Origin of the sequence: Geothrix campi, assembly GCF_024609265.1 — a bacterium.
In the GTDB taxonomy this organism is placed as follows: domain Bacteria; phylum Acidobacteriota; class Holophagae; order Holophagales; family Holophagaceae; genus Geothrix; species Geothrix campi.
Genome location: NZ_JANHMP010000001.1, coordinates 1291354 through 1310398, shown reverse-complemented (window position 1 = coordinate 1310398; position 19045 = coordinate 1291354). Strand labels below are relative to the sequence as shown.

The following is a 19045-nucleotide window of genomic DNA, read 5'->3' as shown; positions in this document are numbered from 1 at the left end:
CCATGGCCCGCGACCCGCTGTCCCGCCTGCAATGGCTGGTCTTCGCCCTGGTCAGCGCGGTGTTCACCACGGTCTACATCCCCCAGCCCGTGCTGCCGGTGCTGCGCCAGACCTTCGGCGTGGGCGAGGGCACGGCTTCGCTGACGGTGTCGGCGGTGGTGCTGGGCATCGCCCTGGCGAACCTGCCCTTCGGCGCCCTGGCGGATCGCCTGGCCATCCGGCCCATCCTGTTGACCGGCGGGCTGGTGGTGGCCGCCGCCGGGGTGATGTCGGCCCTGGCGCCGACGCTGCCTCTGCTGGTGGGCGCCCGGTTCGTCCAGGGGCTCTTCGTGCCGGCCCTCACCACCTGTCTGGCCGCCTACCTCGCCAAGGTGATGCCCGCCGAGCGGCTCAATGTGGTGATGGGATCGTACGTCTCCGCCACGGTGGTGGGCGGGCTGTCAGGCCGATTGCTGGGCGGGTTCGTGCTGCCTCCCGCCCACTGGCGCTGGGCCTTCCTGGTGGCCGCGGCCCTGCTGCTGGCGGCCACCCTGGCGGCCTACGCGGGGCTGCCGGTGGAGGATCATGAGGCGGCGCGTCGGGTCGAAGGGGTGCGCTTCCGCGACGTGCTGTTCCGGCACGACCTGTTTCGCATCTACTGCGTGAGCGCCGGCGGCTTCTTCGTGTTCTCGTCCGTATTCAACTACATGCCCTTCTACCTGCACGGGGCGCCCTTCCACTGGTCCACCCGGGCCGTGACCCTGCTCTACCTGTCCTACATCGTGGGCGTGGTGGCGGGGCCTCTGGCGGGCCGCCTCAGCAACCGCATCGGCAACGGCTCGGCCATGGTGGCGGGCTCCCTGGTGTTCGGGGCGGGCCTCGGGGTCACGCTGGTGCCCCAGGGCTGGGCCATGGCGCTGGCCCTGGCCCTGGTCTGCGCGGGCTTCTTCACCATCCACGCCTCGGCGGCCGGCGCCCTGAACCGCAAGCTCAGCACCGGGCGCGGCCGCGCCAATGCCTTCTATACGCTGTTCTACTACCTGGGCGGGACGGCAGGCATCACTCTCAGCGGCCACGCCTACCACCTCGCGGGTTGGCATGGGGTGGTGGCGCTGGCGGCGGGCGTGCTGCTGGTACCCCTGAGCACCGGCGTGGTGGAGATGCGCTCGGCTCAGCGGGACGGTTCGGCCACCAGGTCCTCGGCGGCGCGGGCGAGATAGCTTTCCAGCAGGCCGGGAACCAGGCTGGGCGTGAGCGGGCCGTGGACCTCGTCCCCTATCATCACCACGGGCGCCAGGCCGCAGGTGCCGACGCAGCGGGTGCTCTCGAGGCTGAAGATGCCGTCCTTGCTGGTCTCGCCGAAGCGGATGCCCAGCTCGTCCTGGAGCTTCTGGGCCACCTTCTCCGCGCCCTTCACGTAGCAGGCCGTGCCGAGGCAGACATTGATGAGGTACCTGCCGCGGGGCTGGAGGCGGAAATAGTGGTAGAAGGTGGCGACCCCCGTGACTTTGGCCAGGGGGATCTGCATGAGCTGGGCCACGGCTTCGAGGTGGCCGGGGCCCAGGTGGCCGAAGTGGGCCTGCACCTGGTGGAGCGTGGCGATGAGCATGCTCTCGCTGCGCTCCTGGTGCCGGTGGGCATCGATGAAGGCGAGGATCTCCCTGGGCAGCATGGCGCGGTAGCCGCGCTCAAGGTCGGGCCAGTTGTCGGTGGAGCAGGGCAGGCACTCGCTCATCGGATCCCCCGGGGCGTACGGGCGGTGTAGTGGGTGTGGAGGAGCTCATGGGCCCGGTGGCTGAGTGGCTCGCCGAGGAAGTTGGCGTAGAGCTTCTGCACATCGGGGTTGTCGTGGCTGCAGCGCAGGGTCTTGGCGGAATCGATGCTGTAGAGGGCCTTGGCGCGGGCCCGGGCCAGGTCGTGGTTCATGGTGTAGGTGCCGATGGGCGGGTAGGGCTGGCCGCCCCCGCAGATGCAGCCGCCGGGACAGGCCATGATCTCGATGAGGTGGTAGTCCTTCTCGCCACGCTTCACCGCCTCCAGGAGGACCTTCGCATTCTGGAGGCCGTTGGCCACGGCCACATTCAGGGTCTTCCCGGCCAGGGTTACGGAGGCCTCCCGGATCTCGCCGGTGACGCCGCGGACTTCGGTCAGCTCCAGGTTGCCGAGGTTCCTCCCGGTCAGCTTGAAGGCCGCCGTGCGCAGCGCGGCCTCCATCACGCCGCCGGTGGCGCCGAAGATGTCGCCGGCACCCGACGAGGTCCCCAGCGGGTGGTCGAAGTCGCTGTCCGGCAGGCGGGTGAAGTCGATGCCGTAGGACTTGATCATCTGGGCCAGCTCGCGGGTGGTGATGACCGCATCCGTGGTGGGGCTCCCGTCGAGGACATGCTCGGGGCGGGCGGCCTCGAACTTCTTGGCCACGCAAGGCATGACGGACACCACATAGATGTCCCTGGGATCCAGGTCCTTCTGCTGCGCGTAGTAGGTCTTGATGAGGGTGGACTGCATCTGCATCGGGCTCTTGCAGCTCGACATGTGGGGAATCAGCTCGGGATAGAACTTCTCCAGGAAGCTCACCCAGCCGGGGCTGCAGGAGGTGAGCAGGGGCAGTGGGCCGCCGCCCTCCAGGCGCTTCAGCAGCTCGTGGGCCTCTTCCATGATGGTGAGGTCGGCGCTGAAGTTGACATCGAAGATGGCGTCGAAGCCCATGCGGCGCAGGGCCGTGACCATCTTCCCGGTGACCGGCGTGCCCATGGGCAGGCCGAAGGCCTCGCCGAGGGCGGCCCGGATGGCAGGCGCGGTGGTGACCACCACATGCTTTTCCGTCCGGGGGAACCCGAGCGCCTTCCAGACGCGCTCGGTGTGGTCCTGTTCGAGGAAGGCGGCGGTGGGGCACACGCTCACGCACTGGCCGCACTGGATGCAGGCGCTCTCGTCCATGGGGGCCAGGTTGGCGGGGCCCACGACGGTGGTGAAGCCGCGGCCGTGCTGGCTGAGGTTGAACACGCCCTGCACCTCGCCGCAGACGCGGATGCAGCGGCCGCAGAGGATGCACTTCTCCGCGTTGCGCACCACGGAGGCCCCCGCATCGTCGATGGGGAACTGCTTCCGTCTGCCCTCGAAGTGCCGCTCGCGCACGCCCATGCGGTAGGCCAGGTTCTGCAGCTCACAGACGCCATCGCGGTCGCAGGTCTGGCAGTCTTTGGGATGGTTGTCCAGCAGCAGCTCCACGATGTCGCGGCGGGCCTCGCGGATGACGGGGCTGTTGGTCTGGACCTCCATGCCCTCCCAGGCCGTGGTGGCGCAGGAGGCCAGGCAGTGGTCGAAGCCCTCCACCTGCACCACGCAGACCCGGCAGTTGCCCTCGAGGCTGAGCTCGGGGTGGTAGCAGAGGCGGGGGATGTGGATGCCGAGCGTTTCCGCCGCGTCCATGACCGTCGTGCCGGCCGGGACGAGGATGGGCTCGCCGTCGATCTTGAGGCTGATCATCTGGGACATCGGTGACTCCTAGGCTGCGTGGGCGGGTTCAACACGCCCGCCCAGCGGGGGCCCGGGGGGACATCGCGAGCAAAGCGAGCAGGCGGTCCCCCTGGACAGCATTAGACCCGGTCAATCGCGGCGAACTTGCAGACATCGAAGCAATTGCCGCACTTGATGCAGGCGGCCTGGTCGATCCCATGGGCCTCCTTGCGGGCGCCGGAGATGCACTCCACGGGGCAGTTGCGAGCACAGATGGTGCAGCCGATGCACTTCTCCGGATTGATCTCATAGCGGATCAGGGCCACGCACTTCTTCGCGGGGCAATGCTTGTCCTGGATGTGGGCCAGGAACTCGTCGTGGAAGTGCTTGAGGCTGGAGAGCACGGGGTTCGGCGCGGCACGGCCCAGGCCGCAGAGGCTCGTGCGCTGGCAGAGGCGGGACAGGCGCTCGAGCTTGTCCAGGTCGGCCAGCTCGCCCTTGCCCAGGGTGATGCGCTCCAGGATCTCGAGGATGCGCGTGGTGCCCTCCCGGCAGGGCGTGCATTTCCCGCAGCTCTCCTCCTGGCTGAAGGCCATGTAGAACTTCGCGATGTCGACCATGCAGTCGTCCTCGCTCAGGACGATCATGCCGCCGGAGCCCATGATGGAGCCGGCCTTCTGCAGCGGCTCGAAGTCCACCTCCATGCCCTGCATGGCCGCGGGGATGAAGCCGCCCGCGGGGCCGCCGGTCTGGATGGCCTTGAGCTGCTTGCCGCCGGAGACGCCGCCGCCGATGTCGTTCACCACCCGGGAGAGCGTGGTGCCCAGCGGAACTTCCACCAGGCCCGTGTGCCGCACCTTGCCCGCCAGGGCGAAGACCTTGGTCCCGCCGCTCTTCGGGGTGCCGATGCGGGAATACCATTCGCCACCGTAGCGCAGGATGGCGGAGACATTGGCGAAGGTCTCCACATTGTTGATCACGGTGGGGTGGCCCCACAGGCCGCGATCCGTGGGGTAGGGCGGGCGCACCTTCGGCTGGCCGCGCTCGCCTTCGATGGAGCGGATGAGGGCCGTCTCCTCGCCGCAGACGAAGGCGCCCGCGCCAAGCCGGATCTCCAGGTCGAAGTCGAAGCCGGAGCCCATGATGTCCCTGCCGAGCAGCCCATGGGCCCGGCAGGCGTCGATGGCCTGCTCGATGCGCTTGATGGCCAGCGGGTACTCGGCCCGGATGTAGAAGAACCCTTTCTGCGCGCCAATGGCGAAGCCGCCGATGATCATGCCCTCGACGATGTTGAACGGATCGCTCTCGAGCATGGAGCGGTCCATGAAGGCGCCCGGGTCGCCTTCGTCGCCGTTGCAGATGATGAAGCGGGTGGTGTCGGCCTGCTGGCGCGCCAGGGTCCACTTGGTGGCCGTCAGGAAGCCGCCGCCGCCGCGGCCCCGGAGCCGGGCCTTGGTCAATTCGGAGATCACCCAGTCGGGTTCGCGGCGCTCCAGGGCGGTGGCCAGGGCCTTGAAGCCATCGAAGCCGAGGTACTCGTCGAGGCTCTCGGGGTCGACGACACCCGCGTTCCGCAGGGCGATGCGGCTCTGGCGGTTGAAGAACGCGACATCCCCGTAGCGCTCCAGGAACTCGAGGGCGATGGGCTCCTCCTGCACCCGCAGGCGGGCGACCACCTGGCCCTGGAGGACATGCTCCTGGAGGATGTCGAGCAGGTCTGCTTCCGAGGCCACGCGATAGAGGATCTTCTCGGGGCGGACCAGGAGGTAGGTGGCGGCGGCACCACCGGCGAGGCCGCAGGCTCCGAAGCAGCTGGTGGTGGCCACGCCCACGCGGTGGGGTTCGACGCCGCGTTCCGCGAGCAGCTCCAGGAACCGGGCGCGGAGGTCCACGCCGCCCTTCTGGCAGCGGTCCCCTTCGCAGAACAGGAACTCGCGCTCGGGCAGCGCCTCGCCGTCGTGATCCAGCACATGCTTCATCACCGGAACGCCGCCCTGGATGTGCTCGGTGAAAATGCGGTGGACCAGGTCGCGGTTGACCCGCTCGTACTTGACGGGCAGCTGGCCGGGCAGGCGCACGCCGAGGATGGGCTCGCGCGAGCAGCGGCCCGTGCAGCCGGTGCGATGGATGACGATGTCCTTCCGCCCGGAGGCCCGGATGTGCCGGACGAATTCCTCGGCCACGGCCTGCGATCCCGCCGCGTGCTCGCAGGTGGCGGATCCCACCTGGATGAGGATCTGGTTCTCCAGGTCCCTGTCAGCCAGGGTCCGGACGGCACGGTCCGCCAGGGACCGGTAGAAGTCGCTCACGGGAAGAGGCATGAACTCTCCTGCCACCCGCTTGGGACGGGTGGATTCAAAGATGTGGAGGACGGCGGAGAGGGGGGACCCAGCACCGCGGACCGGCCATCAGCTGCACAGGGAGTCTGCTCATTGATGACCTATAGATCAGTGATGGAAGTCACATCCCACTAAATCTTTACACTCTGTTCTAAGGCGGCTTCCGGGGCCCTGGCCGACCCGCCTCCCCAGGGCGCGGAGGCGGGTTTCCAGGCAGCCTTGGCAGGAGGAGGCCGTCTCGCCCACGCAGGCCTTGCCGGGGTAGATCTCGTAGCGGACGCGATAGCCCACGGGCGTCACATTGGGCATCAGCACGTTGGCCCCGCGCATCAGTGCCAGCTCGCGCCCCTGGGCGCGGTCGAGGGTGGCGAGGGCGGTGGTGCCGGGGATGTTGGCCTCGGGGCAGAGCAGGCGCGTCAGGGCCACGGCCTTGAGGGTGGTGAGCTCGTCGTTGGGGACCTGATCCCGCAGAGCGAGATAGGATGGGGCATCCGGCCCGCCCATGGGCGTCCGGGGGCTGGGCAGGAAGGGGCCGATCCCGAGCATGTCCATGTCGAATTCGCGGAAGCGGAGCAGGTCGGCGGCGAGGATGTCCCAGGTCTGGCCCGGGATGCCCACCATCACGCCGGTGCCGATCTCGTAGCCCATGTCCCGCATGCGGCGGAGCTGGGCCAGACGGTCGCTGGGCCGGCCCGGCAGGTCCGGATGGATGAGGTGGTACAGCTCCGGGTCGCTGGTCTCGAAGCGCAGCAGGTAGCGATCCGCGCCCGCGGCTTTCCAGGCGGCCAGGTCCCCGTCGCTCCGCTCCCCCAGGGAAAGCGTCACGGCGAGGGGGGTGTCGGCCTTGATGGCCCGCACCACCGCTGCGATGAAGGCCTGGTCGAGGCCCGGGTCCTCTCCGGCCTGGATGACCACGCTGCCGTAGCCGAGGCGGTGGGCCTCCCGGGCCGCGTCGAGGATCTCCTCCCCCGTCATGCGGTAGCGGTCCAGGCCCCGGGCGGGAGCCCGCAGCCCGCAGTAGTGGCAGGCGCGCACGCAGAAGCTGGAGGCTTCGATGAGGCCGCGCAGGTGGACCTCGTCGCCGACCCGGGCCCGGCGCACCGCATCCGCCTCGGCCCAGAGGCGCTCGAGGGTGGCGGGGTCGTCTTCCCGGAGCCAGGCCTTCACTCGGCCCTGGTCAAGGTCAGCCATGCAGGGCCTCCAGGGCTTCCGGGAAGGGGCGCAGCGCGCGGTCGAGAATGCCCTTGGCGCAGGCGATGGCCAACCCGTAGTTGGTGATGGGAACCCCGGCGTCCTCGCAGCGCTGGATGCGGGACAGCATCTCGCGGCGGTTGCCCATGCAGTTGCCGCAGTGGACCACCAGGGCGTAGGACGCGAGATCCGCGGGGAAGTCCCGCCCCTGGATGTGCTCGAAGCGCAGCGGCGCTCCCGCCTTGGCCTCGAGCCAGCGGGGGAGCTTCACGCGGCCGATGTCCTCGTCGCCGGGGTGATGGGTGCAACCTTCGGCCACCAGCACCCGCTCGCCGCCGCGGAGGCGGTCGATGGCGGCGGTGCCGCGCACCTGGGCCCGCAGGTCGCCGTGGAAGCGGCTCAGCAGGATGCTGAAGGACGTGAGGGGAACCTCGGCGGGGACCTGGGCGGCGACGCCCTGGAAAGCCTGGGAGTCGGTGACGACCAGGGCCGGGGGACGCTTCAGCCCCTCCAGCGCCGCCGGCAGTTCGCCCTCCTGCACCACCAGGGCCAGGGTGTGGCCGTCCAGCAGGTCGCGGATGGCCATGACCTGGGGCAGGATGAGGCGTCCCTTCGGGGCCTCCGAATCGATGGGCATCACCAGGATCGCCACCTGGCCCGGAGGCACCAGGTCCGCGAGCAGCTGACGGGAGTCGAGGAACCCGCCGGGCGCAACCCGGAGCAGGGCCTCCTTAAGCTCCGGCAGACCTTCGCCGCTCTGGGCTGAGACCGGCACGCAGGGTGTCCCCAAAGCCTCGACGCGGGCCCGTCCGGAGCCCAGGGGAGCCGCCAGGTCGGCCTTGTTCAGGACCCCCACGGTGGGGATGTCCCGCTGCTTCAGCTCGGCCAGGAGGGCGTCCTCGAAGGGGCCCCAGGCCCCGGCCTCGGCCACGAGGAGGGCCAGGTCCACCCGCTCGAGGACGGCGCGGGTGCGGGCCATGCGCTGGCCCCCGAGGGCGCCCTCGTCATCCAGGCCTGCCGTGTCCACGAAGAGCACTGGACCCAGCGGCAGCAGCTCCATGGGCTTCTCCACCGGATCCGTGGTGGTGCCTGCCTGCTCGGAGACGAGGGAGACCTGCTGGCGCGTGAGGGCGTTCAGCAGCGAGGACTTCCCCACATTGCGGCGCCCGAAGAGGCCGATGTGGAGGCGGAGGGTGCGGGGCGTGGGCTGCATGGGATTCCCGGCGCTCAGCAGAAGACGTCGCGTTCGCCGCGCCGCACGCGCGCCACCATGGCCTCGGCGCGCGTGCGGGCCCGGTCGTCCATGGCGGCGAGGCTGCCCGCGACCAGGGCTCCGGCCGCGGCGCGGGTGGCGGGGCTGGCATGGTCCTCCACGAACTCCTGGAGGGTGGCGAGGGCGTTGGGCTGGCAATGGAGCTTGATCTCGCCGGGCCTGGCGAGGTCCATGAAGTCGGCGCCGGTGCGGCCCAGGCGGTAGCAGCTGGTGCAGAAGCTGGGGATGAAACCGGACTCGGCCAGGTCGCGCACCACCTCGTCCAGGTCGCGGTGATCGCCCAGGGAGAACTGGGCGCCGCCGTCGCCCGGGCCGTTGCCGGCCTCCTCCTCCCGGTAGCCGCCGGGGTTGGTGCGGCTGCCTGCGCTGATCTGGCTGATGCCCAGGTGGAAAACCTCGCGGCGGACCTCCGGGCGCTCGCGGGTGCTGAGGATCAGCCCCGTGTAGGGCACCGCCAGCCGGAGGATGGCGACGAGCTTGTGGAAGTCGGCGTCGGTCACGGCGAAGGGCGGGGCTTCGCTGGTGGTGGAGCCTTCGGCGGGCTCGATGCGCGGCACGCTGATGGTGTGGGGTCCGCACCCGAAGCGGTCTTCCAGGTGGCGGGCATGGCGCAGGAGGGCCAGCAGCTCGAAGCGCCAGTCATGGAGGCCGAAGAGGGCGCCGATGCCCACATCCTCGATGCCCGCCTGCATGGCCCGGTCCATGCAACCCAGACGCCAGTCGTAGTCGGCCTTGAGACCGCGGGGGTGCATCCGGGCGTAGGTGGCCCGGTGGTAGGTCTCCTGGAACAGCTGATAGGTGCCGATCCGGGTTTCTCTGAGGCGACGGAAGTCCTGGAGGTCCAGGGGGGCGATGTTCACATTCACGCGGCGGATGCTCTCGGTGCCTTCGCGTGTGGCGTAGATCGTGCGGATGGCCTTCAGGATGTAGTCCAGGCCCTCATGGGGGTAGGCCTCGCCCGCCACGAGCAGCAGGCGCTTGTGGCCCTGGCGCAGGAGGTGGCGCACCTCGGCGGCGATCTCCGCCTGGCCCAGGGCGCGGCGGGCCAGGCCGCGGTTGGAGGCCCGGAACGCGCAGTAGAGGCACTCGTTGCCGCAGAGGTTCGACACATAGAGCGGCGCGAACAGGACGATGCGCCGGCCGTAGATCTCCTCCTTCACCTGCTCGGCCGCATGGAACAGTTCGTCCAGCAGGTCGGGCTGCCGGATGGCCATGAGGATCGGAAGGTCGGCCTCCTCCAGGCCCCCCAGCTCCCGGGCCCGGGCGAGGATGTCGCGGACGCGGACAGGATCCTGCGCCGGCGCGGCATCCAACAGCCGGTCCATGGACGCTTCATCCAGGGGGAATGCTTCCGAAGGGCCATGCATGGAAAGAACCTCCGCAGGGGAGCGCTGCTGGCCAAACATAACCCTGAGGTTGTCTTTGATCCAGCCCCGCAGGGGCGGACCTTGGTCACAACCGCGCGGGCCGGCGTCTCGAGGGGCGGGGCGGCAGGCTGTACCAGATGATCGTCCCCAGGATCAGCAGTCCGCCCAGGAGGGCCCAGGCCGAGGGCCGCTCGCCGATCCCCAGGAACACCCAGATGGGGTTGAGGACGGCCTCGAGGGTGCCCGTCACCACGGCGCCGGTGGCGGAGAGGTGCTTCATGCCGGCGTTGAACAGCAGGTAGGCCACGCCGATCTGGAAGATGCCGAGGTAGAGGAGGATGCCGGTCTGGGTTGGCGTCGGGTGGAAACCCCGCAGGGCCAAGGGCGCACACAGGAGGGCCACCAGGAAGTTGCCCAGGATGATGGCGCCGATGGGATCCACGTCCGGGCGGCGGTCCCGCTGCAGCTTGAGGGAGAGGGAGAAGAGGGCCAGGCAGAGGCCCGAGGCGACGCCGAGGAGGTTGCCGGCCAGGGTGCCCGCGCCCAGGCGGCCCACGAAGAAGAGGGCCATGGCCCCGAGGCAGACGATCACCGCCGTGAGGTCCCGGGCCGCGACCCGGCGGCCGGCCAGGCGCGGTTCGAGGAACACCAGGTAGATGGGCGCGGAGAACTGCAGGAAGATCGCGTTCGCGGCGGTGGTGAGCTTGGTGGCGGCCACGAAGAACACAAGCACGCCGGCGTACGAGATGGCGCAGGCCAGGGCGAGGGCATCCGGCCGGGGAAAGGGCCGGCCGCCACGCAGCTTCACCACCAGGGCGATGGTGAGGGCTGCGACCAGGCTGCGGGCGAAGGCGATCTGCAGCGTACCCAGGGGCAGCACCTTGATGAACAGCCCGCTGGAGCTCCAGAGCAGGGCCGCGAGCGCCACCAGGGCCGCGCCCCGCATCCTGTCCCCATGTCCGGTCATGGAGTCCATTGGATCACGGCCGCCAGCAGCGGCCCATCACAGCCTGGATCGACCCCCACGAAGGGCTCTCCTTGGGCAGAATCTTCGTGCCCTTGTCTTTCCTTCGTGTCCTTCGTGGAGATCTTTGGCTTTCCGGAAGAGAAACCGGTTCAGCCCACGGCCCCCAGGATGCGACGCCAGCCCGTGAAGCGGATGCCGCCTTCGATGCGGAGGAGGGACCAGCATTCGGCGCCTGGACCGGCGGTGGGCCCATGCTGCCGCCCGGGACCGCAGGCCAGCCAGTCGCCTGGGCCCAGGTGGGCCGGGCCATCCTGCAAGGTGCCGGACACGACCAGGGACAGTTCGAGCCCGCCGTGGCCATGGAAGGGCATGCTCATCCCGCCGGGCATGCGGGCCAGGTTCAGGGTGACGCCGGTGGCCGGATTCCGCAGGAGTTGGGCGACCTGGGCGCCGCCGAGGCCTCGCCGTGTCCACCGCCAGTGATGCTCCGGGGGCAGGTGGGGCCGGAGGAAGTCCAGGGTGCCTGCGCCCGTGACCCCGCCTGGGGGGGTGGCTCCACCTGAAGGCGTGGCCCCGCCGGGGAGGATGGCCTCATCGGCCGCGTGCCGGCTCCGGCAGTCCTCGCAGTGCCCCAAGTGCACCCGCAGTAGCAGAGCCGTGAAGGCGTCGCCGCCAGGTTCCAGGGCCTTCCAGGCCTCGTCTTCAGGATGATGCACCGGCCCGCGGGGTACCCGCCCTTCGCGCAAGGCCGCCAGGGCCCCGCCAAGGGCGCGCTCGGCAGCCACCACCGGGGCCTCGGGCCAGAGTTTCCGCAGCAGTTCCGGGGTGCGCTCGAAGCTGTCCAGGAAGGCGCGGCAAGGTGGGCAGAGACTCAGGTGCAACTTGAGGCCAAGCCAGTTGAATGGCCCCAGGGCACCCTCCTCGTACTCGGTGAGCAAGTCGACGACTTCGGCGCAGGTGGGCATGAATAGCGTCATCGGTCCTCCGCCGGTCGCGGGGCGAATTCGGGGAGCAGGGCCCGCAGGGCCAGCCGGGCGCGGTGCACCCGCTGGCGCACCAGCTCGCGCGTGATGCCCAGGTGCCGGCTGATCTCGTCCGTGTCCCAGCCCTCGAGGTCGCGCAGGACGAAGACGGCCCGCTGATCGTCGGACAGGCGATCGAGGCCCATCCGGACCCTGGCCTTCAGCTCCTCCTGTTCGACTTTCATCAATGCCTCCGCGTCCTCGCTCCATTCGAGAAGCAGGTCCACCTCCTTGTGATGCCCGTCGTCCCCGAAACGTGGCATCAGATCCTCAATGGCATCTTCCCGGCGCCGGACCCGCTTCCGCCGGGCCATCAGGGCCTGGTTCACGCAGATCCGGTAGGCCCAGGTGCTGAACTTGCTGGCGCCCTGGAAGCCCGGCAGCTCGCGGAGGATCGTGAGGAGGGCGTCCTGGAGGGCATCCTGGCTTTCGGCCTCGTTGCCGAGGATGCGGTCGATGACCCGGAAAAGCATGCCCAGGTGGGGGCGCACGAGGGTTTCGAAGGCCTCGGGGTCGCCCGTGGCCGCCGCCTGGACCAGGGCCGCCTCGGAGGGGCTGGCGGAGGCGGGACTCATGGAGTCTCCGGGATCGCCCGGCGGGGCAGGCGGATGGTGAAGGCGGAACCGAAGCCGGGGCCGCGACTGAAGACGCGCACCTCGCCTCCGTGGCGGGTCACGATCTCCTTCACGAGGAACAGGCCCAATCCGGTGCCCGCCACCTGGCGGGTCATCTCGTCGCCCACCCGGAAGAAGCGGTGGAAGACCCGGGGCAGGTCCTTGGCGGTGATGCCATGGCCCTGGTCGCTCACCACAATGAGGGCATCGTCGCCGTCGCCGTCGAGGGTCACGGTGGTCTGGCGGGGCTCGGCCGAGTACTTGTAGGCGTTGGAAAGGAGGTTTTCCACGACGGTGCTCAGGGCCTTGGGGTCGGCATCCACCCACAGCGGCTCGGACGAGCACTCCAGCTTCAGGCCGAGGGCGCCGGGGCCCAGGCGATGGTCCATGCCCTCGCAGACCGCCTCCAACCATGGCCCCAGCTCCAGCGGGGCGAGGTGAAGGACCAGGCTCCCGGATTCGGCCCTCGCCACATCCAGCAGGTTGCCCACCAATTCGTTCAGGCGCTCCAGATCCTTCTCCATGAGCCCACGGATGCGCTGACGCTGCTCCTGGGCGAGTTCCCGGGTGAAGAGGGTCTCCGTCCACACCCGCAGGGAGGCGATGGGCGTCTTCAGCTCGTGGGTGACGGCGGAGGTGAAGTTCCGCTGGCGCAGCTTGAGGTCCAGCTCCTCCGAGAGCTTCCGGTACAGGAGGACGAAGCCGAACAGCACGGCGAACACCATGAAGGCGCCTTCCGTGCTGGCCCGGAAGACGGCGTGCCAGCGCTGGTCCTCCAGTTCCTTCAGGGGGGCCGGGCGCAGGGTGAGGAAGGCGGCCCCGTCCAGCAGGAAGGGGTCATCCGGCGCCATGGGGCGGGGGACGAGCTCCACCTGGGGGAAGGCCTCCTGGATGGCCTTGCGGCGTTCCGCCAGGCTGGGCATGGCCGGGACCTGCCCTTCCACGGTCCCGCCCGGGGAGGAAGGATCGGGCTGGCTGTGAAGGAGGGTGAGCAGCTTCAGGCTGTCCATCTGCCAGGCCTGCGCCCGCCCGGCCTGCAGGGCCTGGGTGCGCGCTTCCAGCAGCCGCCCCGAATCCCGGATCTGCAGGCGGATCCACCAACCCACCTGAAGGCACAACACCACGGACACGGACAGGAAAATGATCCGTTGCAGGGAGAAGGTCTGGGCGCGAGGGGCCATGCCTCCATCTTGGCAGTGTCCCCGCATGAGACCATCCTGGAGTCCGATGACCGCCTTCAACCCACCGTCCGGCCCGAAGCCGATCCCGCAGCCTCCGAAGACGGACTCCGGTCCGAAGCCGGTGCCTGCCGGGGCGGGCGCGGGGTCCGGCCCGAAGCATCTCGGCCCGCCGGTCCAGCGGCCCCAGGGCGCCGAGCTGCTGGCGGAACTGATGCAGGCCCAGCGGCAGTTCACCCAGGCCATGCACGAGGTCCGCGACCTGCGCGGCAAGCTGAGTCGCCGGTCCCATCAGATGCAGGTCCTCCAGCACGTGTCCGAGATTCTGGCGGCCACCTCCAAGGGGGGCCAGGTGGTCAGCGTGGTGCTCGAGGTGCTGGCCCAGGAATTCCGTTGTCCCCGTGCCGTGGTGTGGGCGCTGGAGGACGGCGGCTCAGGCTATGTGCCCAAGGAGGGGACCGGCCTCACCCGCGCCGAATGGTCGGGGATGCGGCTCCCCGCGCCCAACCCCTTCCCGGACATCCCGCTCGTGCTGTTCCAGAGCCAGTGGCTGGATCCGCCCTGCGGGGGCGCCGCCTTCGCACCGCTCCGGGGGGCCGAGGGCGCGTCCCTCTATTTCGTCCCCTTCGAGCACCAGCTGCTTCTCATGGGCTTCGTGATCCTGGCCATGCCCACGGATCGACAGGTGGAGGAGGAGGAGCTGGATTCCATCTCCATCCTCCAGCGGCAGACCGCCATCTCGCTCTACAACGCCTGGTTGTTCCAGGACTTGTCGGAGCAGCGGGATGCGCTGCAGCGCCAGACCCTCGAGCTGGAGCGGGTGAATGACGCCCTGCGCGAGGCCGACCAGCTCAAGAGCGAGTTCCTCGCGCTCACCAGCCACGAGCTCCGCACGCCGCTCACGGGCATCCTCGGGTTCACGCGCCTGGTGATGGACGGCCTGTACGACGATGCCGAGGAGATGAGGTCCATGCTCCAGGACAGCTACACCTCGGGCGAACACCTGCTGGGCCTGCTCAACGACATCCTGGACCTGGCGAAGATCGAATCCGGCCGTCTGGAAGTCCATCCCGAACCCATCAGCGTCAGCCAGTTGCTGGACGAGGTGAAACCCATCGCGGAGGCCTACCCCCGCAAGCCGGGCGTAGATCTGGTGTGGTCCGATGCCGGCGGTCTGCCCGAGGTGATGGTGGATCCCAGCCGCCTGAAACAGGTGCTCCTCAACCTGCTGTCGAATGCCTTGAAGTTCACCAAGGAGGGCAGCGTCAGCGTGCTGGTGGAACGGCACCCCGGCCTCATCGCCCTCATGGTCATGGACACGGGCATCGGCGTGAGCCTAGAGGCCCAGACTCGCCTCTTCCAGAAGTTCGCCCAGGCCGAAGGCGGTCATGCCCGGGAGTACGGCGGCACCGGCCTCGGCCTCGTGATCTGCAAGCGCCTGATGGAGATGATGGGTGGCACCATCAGCCTCAGCAGCGAAGGGCTGGGGCACGGGAGCACGCTGAAGATCACGATGCCGATCGCGTAGGTGCTGGCCACGCTGGTGGTCTGTGGTCGATCGCGGAGCTTCGCTCTGTGATGTGTGAAAATGGTCGCTCGTGTACGGAGCCTCCATGTCCTACCAACGCCGGGCCCACTTCCTTCCCTTCACCCGCCCCATGGTGGGGGAAGAGGAGATCGCCGAGATCATCGACACCATCCACAGCGGGTGGATCACGACAGGCCCCAAGTCGGCGGCGTTCGAGGAGAAGCTGAAGGACTACAACGGCGTGCCCCACTGCCTGGCGATGAACAGCGCGACTACGGCGCAAGAAATCACCATGCAGGTGCTGAACCTGCAGCCCGGCGACGAGGTCATCACCACCTCGCTGACCTGGGTGAGCACCCTCAGCACGGTGGTGCTGCAGGGCGGGGTGCCGGTGCTGGTGGACATCGATCCGGTGACGCTGAACCTCGACCCCGCCAAGCTCGAAGCCGCCATCACGCCCCGGACGAAGGGGATCATCCCCGTGCATCTCACGGGCCTGCCATGCCCGATGGAGGCGATCTGGAATATCGCGGAAAAGCATGGCCTCTGGGTCATCGAGGACGCCGCCCAGGCCATGGGTGCCCACTACAAGGGCACCAAGATCGGTGGCGACCCGCGCTCGATCATGAGCGTCTACAGCTTCCACCCGAACAAGAACATGACCACGGGGGAAGGCGGCGCCATCGCCTTTTTCAACGACGAGTACGAAGGTCGCATCAAGCGCCTGCGCTTCCACGGCATCGACCGGGACGCCTGGAAGCGCTTCGCCAAGGAAGGCAGCCCCCACACGGAGGTCTACGAGCCCGCCCGCAAGGCCAACTTCATGGATCTCCAGGCGGCCATGGGGATCCACCAGATCGACAAGCTGGACGGCTTCAACGCCCGGCGCGGCGTGCTCTTCCACCGCTACCTCGATCTGATGAAGGATATCGGGGAGGTGCTGCTGCCCTGGCCCGGCGACTCGGTCCTCGGCCACTGCTTCCACCTCTTCGTGCTGCGCATCCATCCCGAGAAGGTTGGCCTCGACCGTGACGGTTTCGTGGCGGCCCTCAAGGAAGAGAACATCGGCACGGGCATCCACTACCGCCCCGCCCACATCCACCCCTGGTACCGCGATTTCTACGCGGCGAACCCGCAGCACCTGCCCAAGGCCGGTCTGCCCCACACCGAGTGGAGCGGCGAGCGTCTCATGAGCCTGCCCCTGTGGCCCGGTCTCACGGAAGCGGACCAGGACCAGACCGTGGCAGCCATCAAGCATGTGATCGCCCAGGCCAAGGCCCGGAGCCGCGTCACGCGCTGATCCACCGGCCCATCCGCTCGTGGGGCAGGGTGGGGAGCGGCGCATAGATCGTCGCGTGGGGATCGTACATGTAGAGGTTGCCCACGCGGCCGGTGTAGGCGCAGGCGAACTGCTGGATCTGATCCGCAAAGCGGGTCTGCTCATCCCGATCCCGGAACATGGGCCCCCATGTGGGGTTGAAGGCGGCCTCCACGGATTTCGTGAGCGTGCCCAGCTCGAGACTCTGCAGCTCGGCCCGCCGCTGGAGGGCCTCGGCGCTGCTGGCCAGGTGGGCGGCCTCGTGGTCCAAGGCGACGGCCGCCTCGGTGCTGAGCCGGGGCCCCAGCACATGCCGGCGCACCCGGTTGCGCTTCCACTGGTCCATGAGCACCGAGGCCCGGCGGAGGGTGCGGCGGCGGATGGTCTCCAGGCGCAGCAAGTCGCGCATGTCCTGGTTCCGCGCCTCGAGCAGCTTGATCTCATGCTCCAACTCGGGCACCAGCAGCAGGGTCCGCCAGGAGGCGTTCTTCTTGGACCGAAGCACATCGCCGTAGATGTGGTCGCCCACATAGAGCACCTGTTCGCCTTCCGCTCCCAGCTGGGCCTCCAGCCAGGCGGCGTGGCCGCCCGTGAAGCAGCGCGGCCAGCCTTCCAGGGGCACAGGCTCCGGTGTCTCCAGGAAGAAGGCGGGTTTGCGGCTGCTCACCACCACCAGGTCGAAGTAGTCGGTCCAGCGGGGTCGGGCCGGGTCCTGCCCGTCCAGCAGATGGCCCAGGACGCCGGCGGTGAAGCTCCATTCGCTGTTGGTGAGGAGGAAGAGCTTCTTCCCCTCGCGTTTGAGCCGATCCAGGGCCAGGGCCAACTGGGGGTCGTGGGGAATGAAGAAGTCGCGGTGTTCCAGGATCTCCGTCTTCATCTCGCCATTGCGGTGCGCGGTGTCCACGGCCCACCGCACGTCCCGGAAGATCTGGAGGTAGTTCTCGGCTTTCAGGCGCCCCTGGTCGAACCCGTCCACCAGGCGGGCGTAGAGGTGGCTCTCGGGGATCTCGAAGAGGGTGTCGATGCTGCGGAATCCCTTGGCGGTGGTGGAGAGGCGCCGCCGGCTGTAGACCGTTTCCAACTCGGGGCGGGACAGCACCCGGGTGCCGTGGCAGGCGCGTACCACCTGGCGCTCGCGGTTGAGCTTGAGCAGGTTGCCCCGCAGGCCGTCCAGGACCAGACCGCGCACGGCAAAGGCCGGGTCGTAGTCGATCTCCAGGAGCCAGGGCGAGTAGCCGCGGTCGCGCACCAGGATCCGGGCAGCCTTCTTGAAGGCCAGCTCGTCGATTTCCGGGGCCCGGTAGCGCGCCAGGGTGTGGTCCATGTCGAAGCCGATGGCCCTGATCTCACCCAGGGGCAGCGTGCGCAAGGCGAAGAGCTTGTGCTCCGGCGGCAGCCGATCGTCCCCGTCCAGCAGCAGCGGCGGCGCGGCGAGCAGGGCGGGGTCCCAGGCGGTCATGGAGCGAGTCTACTCCCGGCCTTCATTCTGGTTCGATACCGATGCCGTGGGTCGCGACCATGTGGGTCGCAGAGCAGGCTCCGGGGGAGCCTGCAGAGCGGGGCCCCACAGTGAGCGAATCATGCCGAACTCGCGCGCCGAGCTAATCGGGTTCCGAGCCGATGCCGTGGGTAATGCTCTGATGCCCGAACACCTCCCAAGCCACCTGCCGGAACCGCTCCGAATGGCCCCAGTCCTTTTCCCCATCCATCCATAGCTTGAAATGGATGAGCTCGTGCTCGAGGATGCGCTGCTGCACAGCCTCGGGATCGTGGCAGTGCATCCCGCACACCTGCTGAGGCCAGGGCCAGTCCCGCCGGCGCAGCAGGGGGATGCTGAGGCGGATCTCCGGGTGCCACTTGCCGCGGGAATCCTTCTCGATCACAAAGAGCCCCGCGCAGCGGGCCATGCGCGGCGACCAGACCACTGGTGGCGGCGCGAGGTCCCACTCAGCTTCGCGGAGAATGGCCTGGGCCCTGTGGCGGAGGGTGAGATTCATGCTTCTAGTTTGAGGTGAATTCGACTGATCCGGTTCACCTCGAAAGCGTCAGCCGAGTTGTGGCGCCCGCTCGGGATGCAGGACCTGGTCAGGCTTCCTGGGATTGCCCGGCCTGCTGGTTCGCCAACTGCTCCAATCTCGCCTTGGCTTCTCGCTTCCCGAGCTTCCTCAGTGCGGCAATCGCGACCAACTGAGCCTGCCTGGGGCGGTTCTTCTCAGCTTCCCAGTGGTAGACAGTCTGGCCGGAGACCCCCAGAAGCGCCCCCATGTCGGCGGCGGAAAGGCCGAGTTTCTGTCGCTGAGCGGCCAGGCGTTTCGCGCTGTACCGAATGCGGGTGGTGCTTTCATCGCCTTCCGGCATTTCCGGCTTTTTCAGAATCTTCTTCGAAACGCGCGTTTGCTGTTTCTCCAGCTGAACCACGCGGCGCTTCAACTGGGCGATCTCCGCACGGTACTGCGCAGAAGCCTTCTTGAGGCCCTCGAGCTCATTCCGAACTTCTTTTCGCGCGAGCCGAAGGATTTCGGATTTCAGCAATGAGGCGATGTTGGGCATCTTGGCTCCCTCCTGGGCTGAGTTTGTTCTGGAGAAGCACTATCAATCCAGAACTTTATATTTTTAATGTTGTGTTTGCCAGGGGTTTGATCGCGTCTTTTCGGCTGCTGTAACCTTCAATGTCAATGCCCGTCGATTGAGGCTGGGAGCGGTTCGTGTCCTCTGTTTGATCCTCCGGATTTGATAAACGTCGATCGAGCGGAAGCGCTCGCTAAATCATTGATAGAGCAAAAATGGCCGAGTAGCTCCTTTCCCGGGCCGAG

General features: G+C 68.4%; 16 protein-coding genes. 3 read left to right on the top strand and 13 right to left on the bottom strand.

The annotated features are described in order from the left end of the window. Positions 1-2: 2 nt before the first annotated feature. Positions 3-1199 (top strand): MFS transporter, encoded by a 1197-nt coding sequence (locus NOV65_RS05990; protein WP_257305107.1) that lies wholly within the window; start codon positions 3-5, stop codon positions 1197-1199. Here NOV65_RS05990 and nuoE read toward each other — a convergent pair. From nuoE to NOV65_RS05940, 10 genes are all read right to left on the bottom strand, one after another. Next, positions 1151-1714 carry an NADH-quinone oxidoreductase subunit NuoE gene (gene nuoE, locus NOV65_RS05985; protein WP_257305106.1) on the bottom strand — a complete coding sequence of 188 codons (564 nt, stop codon included), beginning with the start codon at positions 1712-1714 and terminating at the stop codon, positions 1151-1153. The two genes, NOV65_RS05990 and nuoE, sit on opposite strands and share 49 nt — an antisense overlap. Continuing rightward, on the bottom strand, positions 1711-3474 hold the full coding sequence (locus tag NOV65_RS05980) for an NADH-dependent [FeFe] hydrogenase, group A6 (RefSeq protein WP_257305105.1): 1764 nt from the start codon (positions 3472-3474) through the stop codon (positions 1711-1713). The genes nuoE and NOV65_RS05980 overlap by 4 nt, the downstream gene beginning before the upstream one ends. A gap of 101 nt (positions 3475-3575) precedes the next feature. Further along, the gene (locus NOV65_RS05975) at positions 3576-5756 is read right to left on the bottom strand and encodes an NADH-ubiquinone oxidoreductase-F iron-sulfur binding region domain-containing protein (protein WP_257305103.1); all 2181 of its coding nucleotides are present in this window, start codon (positions 5754-5756) and stop codon (positions 3576-3578) included. A 126-nt stretch (positions 5757-5882) separates the two neighbouring features. Then, positions 5883-6965: a [FeFe] hydrogenase H-cluster radical SAM maturase HydE gene (gene hydE / locus NOV65_RS05970; RefSeq protein WP_257305101.1), complete on the bottom strand. Its 1083-nt coding sequence runs from the start codon at positions 6963-6965 to the stop codon at positions 5883-5885. Beyond that, positions 6958-8178, bottom strand: a complete 1221-nt coding sequence (hydF, locus tag NOV65_RS05965) for a [FeFe] hydrogenase H-cluster maturation GTPase HydF (RefSeq protein ID WP_257305099.1) — start codon at positions 8176-8178, stop codon at positions 6958-6960. Before hydF ends, hydE begins: the two co-directional genes overlap by 8 nt. Before the next feature lie 14 nt (positions 8179-8192). Further along, positions 8193-9563: a [FeFe] hydrogenase H-cluster radical SAM maturase HydG gene (gene hydG / locus NOV65_RS05960; protein ID WP_257305098.1), complete on the bottom strand. Its 1371-nt coding sequence runs from the start codon at positions 9561-9563 to the stop codon at positions 8193-8195. A gap of 127 nt (positions 9564-9690) precedes the next feature. Then, positions 9691-10551 carry a DMT family transporter gene (locus NOV65_RS05955; protein ID WP_257305097.1) on the bottom strand — a complete coding sequence of 287 codons (861 nt, stop codon included), beginning with the start codon at positions 10549-10551 and terminating at the stop codon, positions 9691-9693. A gap of 170 nt (positions 10552-10721) precedes the next feature. Beyond that, positions 10722-11549: a cupin domain-containing protein gene (locus tag NOV65_RS05950; protein WP_257305096.1), complete on the bottom strand. Its 828-nt coding sequence runs from the start codon at positions 11547-11549 to the stop codon at positions 10722-10724. Then, positions 11546-12169, bottom strand: a complete 624-nt coding sequence (locus NOV65_RS05945; protein WP_257305095.1) for an RNA polymerase sigma factor — start codon at positions 12167-12169, stop codon at positions 11546-11548. Before NOV65_RS05945 ends, NOV65_RS05950 begins: the two co-directional genes overlap by 4 nt. Next, entirely contained in the window at positions 12166-13389 is a 1224-nt protein-coding gene (locus tag NOV65_RS05940) for a sensor histidine kinase (protein ID WP_257305093.1), read from the bottom strand. Before NOV65_RS05940 ends, NOV65_RS05945 begins: the two co-directional genes overlap by 4 nt. A gap of 46 nt (positions 13390-13435) precedes the next feature. Between NOV65_RS05940 and NOV65_RS05935 the strand changes: the two genes are divergently transcribed. Continuing rightward, positions 13436-14914: a sensor histidine kinase gene (locus NOV65_RS05935; RefSeq protein WP_257305092.1), complete on the top strand. Its 1479-nt coding sequence runs from the start codon at positions 13436-13438 to the stop codon at positions 14912-14914. 85 nt (positions 14915-14999) lie between these two features. Continuing rightward, positions 15000-16214, top strand: coding sequence for a DegT/DnrJ/EryC1/StrS family aminotransferase (locus tag NOV65_RS05930; RefSeq protein ID WP_257305091.1), 1215 nt, complete (start codon positions 15000-15002; stop codon positions 16212-16214). Here the strand turns inward: NOV65_RS05930 and NOV65_RS05925 are convergent. The 3 genes from NOV65_RS05925 to NOV65_RS05915 all read right to left on the bottom strand — a co-directional run bounded on the left by NOV65_RS05925 (position 16204) and on the right by NOV65_RS05915 (position 18782). After that, a complete protein-coding gene (locus NOV65_RS05925; RefSeq protein ID WP_257305090.1) occupies positions 16204-17691 on the bottom strand; it encodes an HAD-IG family 5'-nucleotidase in 1488 nt (495 codons plus the stop codon). The two genes, NOV65_RS05930 and NOV65_RS05925, sit on opposite strands and share 11 nt — an antisense overlap. A gap of 142 nt (positions 17692-17833) precedes the next feature. Further along, on the bottom strand, positions 17834-18229 hold the full coding sequence (locus tag NOV65_RS05920; RefSeq protein WP_257305089.1) for a SprT-like domain-containing protein: 396 nt from the start codon (positions 18227-18229) through the stop codon (positions 17834-17836). An 88-nt stretch (positions 18230-18317) separates the two neighbouring features. Beyond that, positions 18318-18782: a helix-turn-helix domain-containing protein gene (locus tag NOV65_RS05915; RefSeq protein ID WP_257305087.1), complete on the bottom strand. Its 465-nt coding sequence runs from the start codon at positions 18780-18782 to the stop codon at positions 18318-18320. Positions 18783-19045 lie beyond the last annotated feature (263 nt).

Coding starts and splice junctions, on each gene's coding strand:
- NOV65_RS05915 (WP_257305087.1), bottom strand. CDS start 18,782: ATGCCCAACATCGCCTCATTGCTGAAATCCGAAATCCTTCGGCTCGCG.
- NOV65_RS05925 (WP_257305090.1), bottom strand. CDS start 17,691: ATGACCGCCTGGGACCCCGCCCTGCTCGCCGCGCCGCCGCTGCTGCTG.
- nuoE (WP_257305106.1), bottom strand. CDS start 1,714: ATGAGCGAGTGCCTGCCCTGCTCCACCGACAACTGGCCCGACCTTGAG.
- NOV65_RS05975 (WP_257305103.1), bottom strand. CDS start 5,756: ATGCCTCTTCCCGTGAGCGACTTCTACCGGTCCCTGGCGGACCGTGCC.
- NOV65_RS05935 (WP_257305092.1), top strand. CDS start 13,436: ATGACCGCCTTCAACCCACCGTCCGGCCCGAAGCCGATCCCGCAGCCT.
- NOV65_RS05980 (WP_257305105.1), bottom strand. CDS start 3,474: ATGTCCCAGATGATCAGCCTCAAGATCGACGGCGAGCCCATCCTCGTC.
- NOV65_RS05940 (WP_257305093.1), bottom strand. CDS start 13,389: ATGGCCCCTCGCGCCCAGACCTTCTCCCTGCAACGGATCATTTTCCTG.
- hydG (WP_257305098.1), bottom strand. CDS start 9,563: ATGGACCGGCTGTTGGATGCCGCGCCGGCGCAGGATCCTGTCCGCGTC.
- hydE (WP_257305101.1), bottom strand. CDS start 6,965: ATGGCTGACCTTGACCAGGGCCGAGTGAAGGCCTGGCTCCGGGAAGAC.
- NOV65_RS05955 (WP_257305097.1), bottom strand. CDS start 10,551: ATGCGGGGCGCGGCCCTGGTGGCGCTCGCGGCCCTGCTCTGGAGCTCC.
- NOV65_RS05945 (WP_257305095.1), bottom strand. CDS start 12,169: ATGAGTCCCGCCTCCGCCAGCCCCTCCGAGGCGGCCCTGGTCCAGGCG.
- NOV65_RS05950 (WP_257305096.1), bottom strand. CDS start 11,549: ATGACGCTATTCATGCCCACCTGCGCCGAAGTCGTCGACTTGCTCACC.
- NOV65_RS05930 (WP_257305091.1), top strand. CDS start 15,000: ATGTCCTACCAACGCCGGGCCCACTTCCTTCCCTTCACCCGCCCCATG.
- NOV65_RS05990 (WP_257305107.1), top strand. CDS start 3: ATGGCCCGCGACCCGCTGTCCCGCCTGCAATGGCTGGTCTTCGCCCTG.
- NOV65_RS05920 (WP_257305089.1), bottom strand. CDS start 18,229: ATGAATCTCACCCTCCGCCACAGGGCCCAGGCCATTCTCCGCGAAGCT.
- hydF (WP_257305099.1), bottom strand. CDS start 8,178: ATGCAGCCCACGCCCCGCACCCTCCGCCTCCACATCGGCCTCTTCGGG.